Here is a 12,044-nt window from a genome sequence, read left to right as displayed (position 1 = left end):
TGTCAGCCCACCCGTTCCTTGCGACCGAACAGACCCTGAGGTCGCACCAGCAGCAGCAGGATCAGCAGCAGCAGGGCGGTCGCGTACTTGAAGTCGCCCGGCAGCCAGATGTTCGTCAACTCGACCGTCATGCCGATGATGAGGGCGCCGAAGAGGGCGCCGAAGGCGGTCCCGAGACCGCCGAGGGTCACCGCGGAGAAGAGCAGAAGCAGCAGCTGCATGCCCGTCATCCAGTTGATGCCGTTGAGAACGAGACCGAGCAGGATGCCGGCGAGGCCCGCCAGCGCCGCGGATGCGGTCCAGATCAGGCGGATCACCCCGTCGACGTTGATGCCGGATGCGGCGGCCAGCGCCGGGTTGTCGCTCACGGCGCGGGTCGCGCGTCCGACGCGGGTCTTGACCAGGAAGAGGCCGACCGCGACGAGGACGACGACGGCGATGCCCATCGCGATCAGCGAGTCCTGGCTGAGCGAGACCGGCCCGATCTGCACCGGCTTCGGGTTGGCCATGACGATGCGCACGGTGGATGCGCCGATGAAGAACTGGAACACGTACTGCAGTGCCAGCGACATGCCGATCGTCACGATCATGAGCTGCGTCAGCGAGAGTCTCTTCTTGCGCAGCGGCTTCCAGATCGCGAGATCCTGCGTGTATCCGAACGCGGCGCACAGCACGATGACGATGATGCCGGCGAGCCAGATGTTCAGCCCCAGCAAGTTCGCGAAGACGAAGGCGAGCAGGCCGCCGAGAGTCACGAGTTCACCGTGCGCGAAGTTCGAGATGCCTGTCGTGCCGTAGATCAGCGAGAGTCCCACGGCTGCGAGCGCGAGGAGCAGTCCGAGTCGGAGGCCGGATGCGGCCTGCTGAGCGAGGCGGTCCCAGTTGAATCCGGTGTCCGCGCTCGACGCGCCGCCGGAGCTGCCGCCGCCGTTGCCGGTGTCGCCGCCCGAGCTCTCGAGCGAGAACAGCGCGGCGGTGTTGGCGCCGAGCGTCACGGTTCGAACCTGCGGCTCGTCGCTTCTCAGGGTGACGCCCTCGGGGAGCGTGTCGGCGTCGACCGTGACCGAGTACTCACCGGGCTGCTCGACGCTCAGCGACCACCGGCCGTCGTCGTCGGTCTCGGTGGAGACGGTGCCGCCGGGGCCCGTGGCAGAGACCACGACTCCCTTGCCGGCGTCGCGCAGCGTGCCGGTGAGACAGCCGACGGTGGCGCTGGGGGCGCAGACCTCGGTCTGCATCGCGCTCTCGTCGTCGGTGGCCTCGGCGTGGGCCGCGGTAGGGATAAAGGTCAGCAGCGCGACGATGAGCGCGGCGAAGAGGAGAAGTATCCCGGGTAGGGATCGTCTCTCGGTCGCAGTGGTGGAAACCACGGAACCTCCAGTCGGGGACACGCACCCAGGATGCGGTCGGCATCGGCAATGACGACGACGCTACGAGCGTATTGTGTCCGTCGTGTTTCAGCGAGGACACGCCCCGGCCACGATCGCCTCATCGACGGATTCCGTCACCGGGTGCCATCTGAGCCTACGTAATCCGCAATCGGCTCTCCCGTCGTCGCCCGACCCTGTGGATACGCCGCAGCCCGCGGGCGTGCGCGCGATAAGGGGTGCGGGAACAATCCGCATCCGTGGCCGCTTACAATCGACAGACGACGGGAAACCCTCGCTCTGGCCGTGATCGGCAGGGGTTCGAGGCCTGCTCCCGCGTCTGACGTCTAAGGCGACCCGCCGCATCCGCGAGTGCCGGCGGGGGAGGAGAGCGCGATGGAAAACCACGACCCGTTCGGCTTCGTCGGACTGACCTATGACGACATCCTGCTGCTTCCCGGGCACACCGATGTCATCCCGAGCGAGGCCGACACGTCATCGCGCGTGACCCGCCGCATCACGGTGGCCACGCCGCTGATCTCGGCCGCGATGGACACCGTCACCGAGGCGCGCATGGCGATCGCGATCGCCCGGGAGGGCGGCCTCGGCATCCTGCACCGCAACGCCTCGATCGCGGACCAGGCCGCGATGGTCGACCGCGTCAAGCGCAGCGAGTCGGGCATGATCTCCGATCCGGTCACCACGACCCCCGACGCCACGGTCGAAGAGGTCGACGCCCTCTGCGCGCAGTACCGCATCTCGGGTCTGCCCGTCATCGACGAGGAGGGCCACCTCGTCGGCATCATCACGAACCGCGACATGCGCTTCGTCTCCGGCTTCGAGCGCCGCACGACCTACGTGCGCGACGTGATGACGAGCGAGAACCTCATCACCGCACCGGTCGGCGTCAGCGCTGGCGATGTGATCGCGGCGTTCGCGAAGCACCGTGTCGAGAAGCTGCCCCTCATCGATGAGGAGGGCAAGCTCGCGGGCCTCATCACGATCAAGGACTTCGACAAGAGCGAGAAGTACCCGCTCGCCACGAAGGACGACCAGGGTCGCCTGCGCGTGGGTGCCGCCATCGGCTTCTTCGGAGATGCCTGGGAGCGCGCCGAGGCGCTGCGCGACGCGGGTGTCGACGTGCTCGTCGTCGACACCGCCAACGGACAGTCCGCCGGCGTCATCGACATGGTGCGCCGCATCAAGGCCGACCCGTCCTTCGCGGACATCGACGTGATCGGCGGCAACGTCGCGACGCGCGAGGGCGCGCAGGCGCTGATCGACGCCGGCGTGGATGCGGTCAAGGTCGGCGTCGGTCCGGGCTCGATCTGCACGACCCGCATCGTCGCGGGCGTCGGCGTGCCGCAGGTGACGGCGATCTGGGAGGCCTTCCAGGCGGCTCGGGAGGCCGGTGTGCCCGTGATCGCCGACGGCGGTCTGCAGTACTCGGGCGACATCGCGAAGGCGCTCGTCGCGGGCGCGGACACCGTGATGCTGGGCTCGCTCCTGGCCGGCACCGACGAGTCGCCGGGCGAGATCGTCTTCCAGGGCGGCAAGCAGTTCAAGCTGTACCGCGGCATGGGCTCGCTGGGCGCGCTGCAGACGCGCGGCAAGAAGACCTCCTATTCCAAGGACCGCTACTTCCAGGCCGATGTCCCGAACGACGACAAGCTGATCCCCGAGGGCATCGAAGGGCAGGTCGCCTACCGTGGTCCGCTCTCCGCGGTGGCCTATCAGCTCGTGGGAGGCCTGCGGCAGTCGATGTTCTACGTCGGTGCGCGCACCGTCGAGGAGCTCAAGGCGAAGGGCCGCTTCGTGCGGATCACTCCGGCGGGACTCAAGGAATCGCACCCTCACGACGTGCAGATCGTGGTGGAGGCCCCCAACTACAAGCGCTGACCGAGAGCGCTCGGAACGCCGCATCCCGACGGGGTGCGGCGTTCTGCGTCCCGGGGCTACGCTGACGCTCGTGATCCGGCGACGTCAGCACCCCGAGGCGACCGTCTCGACACGGCGGCTCGAGGCCTACACCGACGGTGTGTTCGCGATCGCGGCGACGCTGCTGGTGCTGGATCTCACCGCCCGCACGTTCGAGGGGGTACGCTCCGACGCCGACCTCTGGGCGGCGCTGGTCGGCATGTCGCAGCCGTTCTTCACCTTTCTGGTCAGCTTCCTCATCCTGAGCCTGATGTGGCGGGCGCACGTCGAGCAGTTCGAGCACATCTCCCGCATCGACGCGCTCGGCACGTGGATCAACGCGGCGCGGCTGTTCTTCATCGTGCTGGTTCCGTTCACTTCGACGATCAACAACGAGTTCAGCGATCTCGTGCTCGGGCGCATGATGCTGCCGATCAACTTCTTCCTGGCCATCGGATGCAGCTGGGCACAGTGGGCGTGGGCGATGCGCACCCACGAGCGGTCGATGCCCGGGCTTGGCCTGGGCGAAGCCCGGGCGCAGGGCGGCGGTGCGTTGAGCGCCCTGATCATCTCGGCGGGTGTCGTCGCCCTCAGTCCGCTGGCCGGCTCGCTCGCCTTCCTGCTGTTCCTGCTCGACGGGCCCCTCACCCGTCTCCTGTCGCGTTCGCGCACCACGGCGGAAGGCGGCCCGCCGCCGAAGGACGACACCGCCGCCGCGTGATGACGCGACCGAACTCCTGCAGGAGCGCCCGGTCTCCCGGATCCGGATGCCGGAGAGACAGGTTCTGCAGGAGTTCGGTCCGCGTTCAGACGCCGGCGCCGACCTCAGCGCGAGCGGATGCGGAGGCGGCGCCGGTGGCGGGGCGGGGCGTGCGACCGGCCGGCAGCCAGAGGGCCGCGACGGCGGCGACCACCAGCACGGCGGCCCCGACGTAGACCGCGGGCCGGGCCGCATCCACGTATGCGTCGGGCAGGAGCTGGCCGCCCGCGCCCACGAAGATCGCGGTCATGACGGCGGTTCCCAGCGCCACGCCGATCTCGCGAAGCGTCGAGTTCACCCCGGAGGCCTTGGCGTGATCGACGAGTCCGAGGGTGGCGAGCAGTGCCGTCGCGGAGGGGGCGAAGACGAGTCCCATGCCGATCCCGGCGAGCAGGAACGGGGCGATGAGCGAGGGGTAGTCGAGCGAGGTGGAGAGCATCGCGGCGATCCACGCGAGGGCCAGCGCCTGGAAGGCGAGCCCCGCGACCATGAGCGCCCGCGTGCCGATGCGCCCGGAGAACACGCCCGCGAGCGGCGCCACGAACATCGGCGCGATGGTCCACGGCGTCGTCTGCAGCGCGGCCTCGAGGGGCGAGGACCCCTGCACGACCTGCAGGTACTGGATGAGGAGGAAGACCGCCCCGAAGGTGCCGAAGCTGAACGCGAAGCCCACGACGTTCGTGAGGGTGAACGAGCGGTCGCGATACAGCCGGAGGGGCATGAGCGGGGCCTTCACGCGCGACTGCCAGACGAGGAAGAACACGATGAGGGCGGCGGCGGCGGCGATCTCGGCGACGACGGATGCGGAGCCCCATCCGTCGTCGTTGCCGCGGACGATCGCGTGAACGAGAGCGAGTACCCCCACGCCCGACACGAGGGTGCCGACGACGTCGATGCGGGCGCGCTCGCCGCGGTCGTTGCGGAGCGCGGAGAGGGCGAGCGGGATCGCGACGATCGCGACGGGCACGTTGAGCCAGAAGATGGCCTGCCAGTTCCAGCCCTCCATGACGGCGCCGCCCACGAGCGGTCCCACGGCGACGCCGAGCCCGGAGACCCCGCCCCAGATGCCGATGGCGAGCGGGCGGCGCTCCGGGGGTACTCCGCCGGAGAGCAGGGCGAGGGAGAGGGGGAGCACGCCCGCTCCGCCGAAGCCCTGGACGGCTCGCGCGACGATGAGCTGCGCGGGGTCGGTGCTGAGGGCCGCAAGCACCGACCCGATGCCGAAGACCGCGATGCCGACGAGGAAGACGGACCGCCGGCCGAGCCGGTCGCCGAGGGCGGCGGCGAGCAGGATCGTCGAGGCGAACGCGAGCGTGTATGCGTTGACGAACCACTGCAGCTGCTCGACGCTCGCGCCGAGCTCGGTATGCAGGACGGGCAGGGCATTGGTCATGACGAGGTTGTCGAGCGTCGCCATGAACATCGGGAGCGATGTCGCGGCGACGACGAGAGCGAACGGGCGTGCGGGACTCGACATGGAGGGTCGTCCTTTCTGGTTGTAATCGAATGATTACTAAGCTGAGGCGACTGTAGTTATCGACTGATAACATGTCAACATGGCCTCCGGAACGATGACGTCGAAGAAGCGCCTGAGTTCGGACGAGCGCCGGGCCCTGATCCTCACGGCGGCGATCGCCGTGTTCGGCGCCAAGGGGTACGTCGGCACGACGACGGATGACATCGCGCGCGCGGCGGACGTCTCCCAGCCCTACGTCGTGCGGCTGTTCGGAACGAAGGAGCAGCTGTTCCTCGCCGCGCTGGACGAGACGCTCCGGCTGTTGTTCGAGGCCTTCGAGCGGGCGGCCGGCCCGGGCCTGGACGATGAGATCGAAGCCCGCATGGGGCACGAGTACATCGGCCTGCTCAGCGTGCGGGGCCTGCATCAGACCCTCTCGCACGCGTTCCTGCTCGGCTCCCACCCGGTCATCGGTCCGCGGGCGCGCGACGGCTTCGCGCGCGTGTGGACGTACCTGCGCGACCTCGGCTTCCCGGGGGAGCGGGCGCAGGCGTTCCTCGCGCAGGGGATGATGCTGAACACGATGATCGGCCTCCGACTCGCCGATGCGGCCGAGGTCGACCCGCGGATCACCGACCTGTTCGGCGCCTGCTTCCCGACGGAGAAGGCGACCGTGCTCGCCCTCGCCCCGCGCGTGGACGAGCCGTGGTGAGGCCCGAAGTGGCAGCTAGGCTGGTGGGGTGAGCATGGACAACGAGATCGGCCGCGCCAAGCGGGCCCGGCGCGCGTACACCTTCGACGACATCGCCGTGGTCCCCTCGCGTCGTACGCGCAACCCGGAGGACGTCTCGACCTCCTGGACGATCGACGCGTTCTCCTTCGACATCCCCGTGCTCGGTGCGCCCATGGACTCCGTGGTGAGCCCGCGCACCGCGATCATGCTCGGTCAGCTCGGCGGGCTCGGCGTGCTCGATCTCGAGGGTCTGTGGACGCGCTACGACGACCCGGAGCCCCTGCTGGCCGAGATCGCGACGCTCTCCTCCGTCGACGCGACGCGCCGGATGCAGGAGCTCTACGCCGAGCCGATCAAGCCCGAGCTCGTCCGCGACCGTCTCGCGGAGATCCGCGCCGCGGGCGTGACGGTGGCGGGCTCGCTGACGCCGCAGCGCACGCAAGACCTCTACGAGACCGTCGTCGCCGCGGGCGTCGACCTCTTCGTCATCCGCGGCACGACCGTTTCGGCGGAGCATGTGTCCTCCGTCGACCAGCCGCTGAACCTCAAGAAGTTCATCTACGACCTCGACGTCCCCGTCATCGTCGGCGGAGCGGCCACGTACACCGCAGCGCTGCACCTGATGCGCACGGGCGCGGCGGGCGTGCTGGTCGGTTTCGGCGGGGGAGCGGCGTCCACCACGCGTGCGACGCTCGGCATCCACGCTCCGATGGCCACCGCGGTCTCCGACGTTGCCGGCGCTCGCCGCGACTATTTGGACGAGTCCGGCGGTCGCTACGTCCACGTGATCGCCGACGGCGGAGTGGGCACGTCGGGAGACATCGTCAAGGCGCTCGCCATGGGTGCTGACGCCGTCATGCTCGGTGTCGCCCTCGCCCGGGCGACGGATGCGCCGGGCCAGGGCTTCCACTGGGGCCCCGAGGCCCACCACCCGAAGCTCCCGCGCGGCAACCGCGTCAAGGTCGACCAGGTGGCCTCGCTCGAAGAGGTGCTCTACGGGCCGGCGCCGGTCGCCGACGGCACCGCGAACCTCATCGGGGCGCTGCGCAAGTCGATGGCCACGACGGGATACTCCGACCTCAAGGAGTTCCAGCGGGTCGAGGTCGTCGTCGCCCCCTACGGACGCTGAGGCCGGCCGTCCCATCGTGAGTTCCCCCGCATCCGACGACCTACCCGAGGTCTTCCCGCCCACCTTGCGCGAGGTCATGCTGCGCGGTCGGTGGATCGCGATGCTCTTGCTGTGTCTGGCGGTCGCCGCGGTGTTCGCGTGGCTGGGCCAGTGGCAGCTCGCGCGAGCGATCGACACGGCTCCGCGAGAGGAGGGCGCGACCGAGCAGGTCATGCCGATCACGGAGGTCGCGGTTCCGGGCGAGTACCTGACCGATCCGCTCATCGGTCAGCGCGTCGAGGTCAGCGGCACGATCGTGCCCAGCGACTTCATCGTCGTCGCCTCGCGATACAACGGCGGCGTCGAGGGATACTGGGTCACCGCGCACCTGCGCGCCGTCGACCCGGATGCGTCGCTGGCGGTCGCCGTCGGCTGGTCCGCATCGAAGGACGACGCGAACGCGGTTGCCGAGGCGCTCTCGCAGAGCACCGACCCGAACGAGCTCGTGACGCTGACAGGGCGGATCGTCGCAGACGAGGGCCCCGTGCCGCCGCCGAAGAGCGATCCGTGGGAGATCACACGGATGTCGCCCGCCGCGTTGCTGAGCCGCTGGCAGGACATCGGCGACGCGGACGTCTACCGTCAGTTCGTCGTGGCCGACGACCCGATGGGCGGCCTCGCCGACATCGATTCGCCGGCGCCGGATGCGGGATCCTCCGTCAACTGGCTCAACATCTTCTACGCCGCCGAATGGGTGATCTTCGCCGGCTTCGCCTTCTACCTCTGGTACCGCCTCGCGAAGGATGCGTGGGAGAAGGAACTCGAGGAACTCGAGGACGCCCAGGTCGTCGACGCCTAAGCCTTCGGGCTCGGGCGAGCGCTCTGCCGCCCGACTAGACTGGGTCCATGCCCGCACCGAAACTCGCCACCTTCCCGGCGATCCGCAAGGCGCTGCGGTTCTACCAGATCTGCTCCGTGATCACCGGCGTCGGCCTGCTTCTGCTGGTCACCGAGATGATCCTCAAGTACACGCCGTCGCTCGCCGTCGAGCTGTTCCTGGGCGGGTCGGGCGGATTCCTGTGGTTCGCGCCGGTCGTGCCGGGCCCCGAGGGCGATTTGATCTCCACCGGCGACGGCATCAACCTGTCGCTCGGCATCCTCATCGTGCACGGCTGGTTCTACGTCGTCTACCTCATCGCCTGCTTCCGCGTGTGGAGCCTCATGCGGTGGCCGCTGTGGCGTCTGCTGCTGCTCGCCGCGGGCGGAGTCGTGCCCTTCCTCTCCTTCGTCATGGAGGCGATCGTCGCCCGTGACGTCAAGCGCTACCTCGCGGTCCGTGAAGCCGCCGAGGCCCCTCCCGCATCCGCCGACGCGACAGAGAGCAGCCGTTGACCGAGCAGACCGATACCTCCCAGCGTCCCGTCCTGGTCGTCGACTTCGGCGCCCAGTACGCGCAGTTGATCGCCCGCCGCGTGCGCGAAGCCGGCGTCTACAGCGAGATCGTGCCGCACACCGCGTCCGCCGCCGACATCGCGGCGAAGAACCCGGTCGGCATCATCCTCTCCGGCGGACCCTCGTCGGTGTACGAGGACGGCGCGCCGGCGCTGGACACAGAGGTCTTCGATCTCGGCGTCCCCACGCTCGGCATCTGCTACGGCTTCCAGGTCATGGCGCAGGCGCTCGGCGGCGAGGTCGCGAACACGGGGCTGCGCGAGTACGGCGCGACCGACGCGACGATCGTCACCGAGGGAACGCTGCTCGACGGCACCCCGGCCGAGCAGAACGTCTGGATGAGCCATGGCGACCAGGTCTCCCGTGCGCCCGAGGGCTTCGACGTGCTCGCCCGCACCGCGGCGACGCCGGTCGCCGCCTTCGCGAACGACGCGCGTCGTTTCTACGGCGTGCAGTGGCATCCCGAGGTCAAGCACTCCGACTACGGCCAGACCGTGCTCGAGAACTTCCTCCACAAGGCCGCGGGCCTGGGCGCCGACTGGAACAGCGGCAACGTCATCGCCGAGCAGGTCGAGAAGATCCGGGCGCAGGTCGGCGAGGGCCGGGTCATCTCGGCGCTGTCCGGCGGTGTCGACTCCGCCGTGTCGACCGCGCTCGTGCACAAGGCTGTGGGCGACAAGCTCACCGCGATCTTCGTCGACCACGGACTGCTGCGAAAGGGCGAGCGGGAGCAGGTCGAGAACGACTACGTCGCCTCGACGGGTGTGCGTCTGATCACCATCGATGCGCGCGAGCAGTTCCTCTCCGCCCTCGAGGGCGTGAGCGACCCCGAGCAGAAGCGGAAGATCATCGGGCGCGAGTTCATCCGCGCGTTCGAGGCGGCCGAGCGCGAGCTCGTCGCCGAGGCGGCCGCCGACGGTGAGCCGATCCGCTTCCTCGTGCAGGGCACGCTCTACCCCGACGTCGTGGAGTCGGGCGGCGGCGCGGGCACAGCCAACATCAAGAGCCACCACAACGTGGGCGGCCTGCCGGAAGACCTGCAGTTCGAACTCATCGAGCCGCTGCGCACCCTGTTCAAGGACGAGGTGCGCCAGATCGGCCGCGACCTCGGGCTCCCCGAGGCGATCGTTGCGCGCCAGCCCTTTCCGGGCCCCGGCCTCGGCATCCGCATCGTGGGTGAGGTCACCGCTGACCGCCTCGAGATTCTGCGGGACGCCGACGCCATCGCGCGTGCGGAGCTGACCAAGGCGGGTCTGGACGGCGAGATCTGGCAGTGCCCGGTCGTGCTGCTCGCGGACGTGCGCTCGGTCGGCGTGCAGGGTGACGGACGCACCTACGGGCATCCGATCGTCCTGCGTCCCGTCTCCAGCGAAGACGCCATGACGGCCGACTGGACGCGTCTGCCGTACGACGTCCTGTCGAAGATCTCGAACCGGATCACGAACGAGGTGCGCGACGTGAACCGCGTCGTTCTCGACGTCACCTCTAAGCCCCCGGGGACCATCGAGTGGGAGTGAGTTCGGGGCCGGTCATCGGCTCCGCTTCAGCGCCCCGCACCCCCTTGTTCGAGGGACGCGGGATGCGACCCGAACGCGGTTTCGCGCGCGTTTCGGGTCCCTCGAACAGGCTGTTCGGGGCGTTCGGGCGGTGAACGAGGCGCTCGGGGGTGACGCGGTACCGCTCGCGGGCGTGACCGCGCTCGTGCTGACGTCGCGGCTCATCCCCGGCCTCGACGGCGGCTACACGGTCGCGACGCTCCAGCGGGCGCGGCTCCTCGCCGACGCGGGGGCCCGGGTCCGCCTGCTCAGCGTCGACCCGGGAGCGCCGACCGACCACGCGGCCCACCGGGAGGCGTTCGTCACCGCCGGTGCCGCCGAATCCGTCGCTGCGTTCCGCAACCTCTTCGACGACGCCGCGGCCGATCCCGCTTGGCTGATCGCCGCCGCGACACCGGGCGCGCCCACGCCCGGTGTCGAGTACCGCGAGATCCCGGATGCGGCGGGCCGGCCGCTGCTCGCGCTGCCGGTGATCTCCGCAGACCCCGACTGGCACCTCACGCAGGCGGCGGTCGTCGTGCACGCACCCGGGGGCGACCGCATCCTGCCGGGCTTCGGCGGCCTGTACCGCGCGTGGCTCGCCCACGTGGTCGCCGGGCTCACGCAGCCGATCGTCCTGTTCTGCGAGTCACGCCAGCTCGGCGAACTGCTCGCGGAGGATCCGCCGCACGGTGTGAGGATCGTGCACACGATCCACACCACGCACCTCTCCCCGCCCTACGGTCCGGATGCGCCGGTCAACGACCTCTGGCGCCGGTGGTTCGCCGTCGCGGATCGCTTCGACGCCGTCCTGTGGCCGACCGAGCAGCAGCGCGCCGACGCCGAAGAGCGCTTCGGCGCGCATCCGGGGGCGACCGTGCTGCCGAACGCGGCGCCTCCCGTCGTCGACGAGCCGGCTCCGGTGGACCCGCACCGCGTCGTCATGCTCGGCCGTCTCGCGCCGGGCAAACGCATCGATCACGCGATCCGGGCATGGCGCCGCGTGGTCGCCGCCGTCCCGGAGGCCCGGCTCGAGATCTGGGGGGACGGGGCTCTGCGCGACGATCTGCAGCGTCTGATCGATGAGTGCGGCCTGGCCGCATCCGTCACGCTCGAGGGGCGCAGCGATGCGGGTCCGGCACTGTTCGACGGTGCGGCGCTCATGGTGCAGACGACGGCGTTCGAAGGGCAGGGCCTCGCGGCGCTCGAGGCCATGAGCCGCGGCGTCGCCGTGGTCTCGTACGACGTGCGGTACGGTCCGCGTGACCAGCTCGGCACCGGCGGCGGCGTTCTCGTGCCGGACGGCGAGGAGGATGCGTTCGCGGATGCGGTCGTCGAACTGCTGCAGAGCCCGGACGCGCGCGAGGAGGCGGCGCGGGTCGCGCTCCGCCGTGCCGCGGACTTCGCCCCCGCTCGCATCCGCGACGCCCTCGCCGCCCTCGTCCGCCGCATCCTCGCCCCGCACTGACCCGTCCCGGCTGTCGCGGCGCCCTCCGCGGGCTCCCGCACCCCGCCTCGCCTGTCACAGATCGACGCGCGCGGCGCGATCTGTGACAGGCGAGGCGTGTCATCGCCCGTTCCCCTGTCACAGATCGCTGCGGGAGACGCGATCTGTGACAGGCGAGCCGGCCGGGGCGGCCGGGCCGGGCGGGCGGGGGTGAGGGAGCCCTGCCCGGCAACGACGAAGGGCCGCCCCGAGGGGCGGCCCTTCGATGC

General features: G+C 70.1%; 10 protein-coding genes. 8 read left to right on the top strand and 2 right to left on the bottom strand.

The annotated features are described in order from the left end of the window. Nucleotides 1-2: 2 nt before the first annotated feature. Entirely contained in the window at nucleotides 3-1,370 is a 1,368-nt protein-coding gene (locus tag QE374_RS05770; protein WP_309732961.1) for a branched-chain amino acid ABC transporter permease, read from the bottom strand. Nucleotides 1,371-1,763: 393 nt separating this feature from the next. Between QE374_RS05770 and guaB the strand changes: the two genes are divergently transcribed. Both guaB and QE374_RS05760 read left to right on the top strand, forming a co-directional pair. Continuing rightward, nucleotides 1,764-3,266, top strand: a complete 1,503-nt coding sequence (gene guaB, locus QE374_RS05765) for an IMP dehydrogenase (protein ID WP_309732959.1) — start codon at nucleotides 1,764-1,766, stop codon at nucleotides 3,264-3,266. Nucleotides 3,267-3,336: 70 nt separating this feature from the next. Continuing rightward, nucleotides 3,337-4,005, top strand: coding sequence for a TMEM175 family protein (locus tag QE374_RS05760; RefSeq protein ID WP_309732957.1), 669 nt, complete (start codon nucleotides 3,337-3,339; stop codon nucleotides 4,003-4,005). 85 nt (nucleotides 4,006-4,090) lie between these two features. Here QE374_RS05760 and QE374_RS05755 read toward each other — a convergent pair whose 3' ends face one another. Then, nucleotides 4,091-5,521 carry a DHA2 family efflux MFS transporter permease subunit gene (locus QE374_RS05755; RefSeq protein WP_309732955.1) on the bottom strand — a complete coding sequence of 477 codons (1,431 nt, stop codon included), beginning with the start codon at nucleotides 5,519-5,521 and terminating at the stop codon, nucleotides 4,091-4,093. Between the two features lie 79 nt (nucleotides 5,522-5,600). On the opposite strand from QE374_RS05755, the gene QE374_RS05750 reads away from it, so the two are divergent. The 6 genes from QE374_RS05750 (at nucleotide 5,601) to QE374_RS05725 (ending at nucleotide 11,796) form a co-directional block, all read left to right on the top strand. Beyond that, nucleotides 5,601-6,212 carry a TetR/AcrR family transcriptional regulator gene (locus tag QE374_RS05750; protein WP_309732954.1) on the top strand — a complete coding sequence of 204 codons (612 nt, stop codon included), beginning with the start codon at nucleotides 5,601-5,603 and terminating at the stop codon, nucleotides 6,210-6,212. 34 nt (nucleotides 6,213-6,246) lie between these two features. Next, complete coding sequence (locus QE374_RS05745; RefSeq protein WP_309736634.1) at nucleotides 6,247-7,362, top strand: GuaB3 family IMP dehydrogenase-related protein; 1,116 nt, start codon at nucleotides 6,247-6,249, stop codon at nucleotides 7,360-7,362. Between the two features lie 13 nt (nucleotides 7,363-7,375). Beyond that, entirely contained in the window at nucleotides 7,376-8,200 is an 825-nt protein-coding gene (locus QE374_RS05740) for an SURF1 family cytochrome oxidase biogenesis protein (RefSeq protein ID WP_309736632.1), read from the top strand. A 47-nt stretch (nucleotides 8,201-8,247) separates the two neighbouring features. Beyond that, nucleotides 8,248-8,733, top strand: coding sequence for a DUF3817 domain-containing protein (locus tag QE374_RS05735; protein ID WP_309732952.1), 486 nt, complete (start codon nucleotides 8,248-8,250; stop codon nucleotides 8,731-8,733). Further along, on the top strand, nucleotides 8,730-10,310 hold the full coding sequence (gene guaA, locus QE374_RS05730) for a glutamine-hydrolyzing GMP synthase (protein ID WP_309732950.1): 1,581 nt from the start codon (nucleotides 8,730-8,732) through the stop codon (nucleotides 10,308-10,310). The genes QE374_RS05735 and guaA overlap by 4 nt, the downstream gene beginning before the upstream one ends. A 130-nt stretch (nucleotides 10,311-10,440) precedes the next feature. Then, complete coding sequence (locus QE374_RS05725; RefSeq protein WP_309732948.1) at nucleotides 10,441-11,796, top strand: glycosyltransferase; 1,356 nt, start codon at nucleotides 10,441-10,443, stop codon at nucleotides 11,794-11,796. Nucleotides 11,797-12,044: the final 248 nt, after the last annotated feature.

This window comes from Microbacterium sp. SORGH_AS_0428 (assembly GCF_031453615.1).
In the GTDB taxonomy this organism is placed as follows: domain Bacteria; phylum Actinomycetota; class Actinomycetes; order Actinomycetales; family Microbacteriaceae; genus Microbacterium.
Note: the sequence above shows the minus strand (reverse complement) of the source record. Positions and strands in the feature narration are given on the sequence as shown.

Excerpts from the sequence above, each read along its gene's own strand:
- guaB (WP_309732959.1), top strand. The coding sequence starts at position 1,764 with ATGGAAAACCACGACCCGTTCGGCTTCGTCGGACTGACCTATGACGAC.
- QE374_RS05755 (WP_309732955.1), bottom strand. The coding sequence starts at position 5,521 with ATGTCGAGTCCCGCACGCCCGTTCGCTCTCGTCGTCGCCGCGACATCG.
- QE374_RS05750 (WP_309732954.1), top strand. The coding sequence starts at position 5,601 with ATGGCCTCCGGAACGATGACGTCGAAGAAGCGCCTGAGTTCGGACGAG.
- QE374_RS05745 (WP_309736634.1), top strand. The coding sequence starts at position 6,247 with ATGGACAACGAGATCGGCCGCGCCAAGCGGGCCCGGCGCGCGTACACC.
- QE374_RS05735 (WP_309732952.1), top strand. The coding sequence starts at position 8,248 with ATGCCCGCACCGAAACTCGCCACCTTCCCGGCGATCCGCAAGGCGCTG.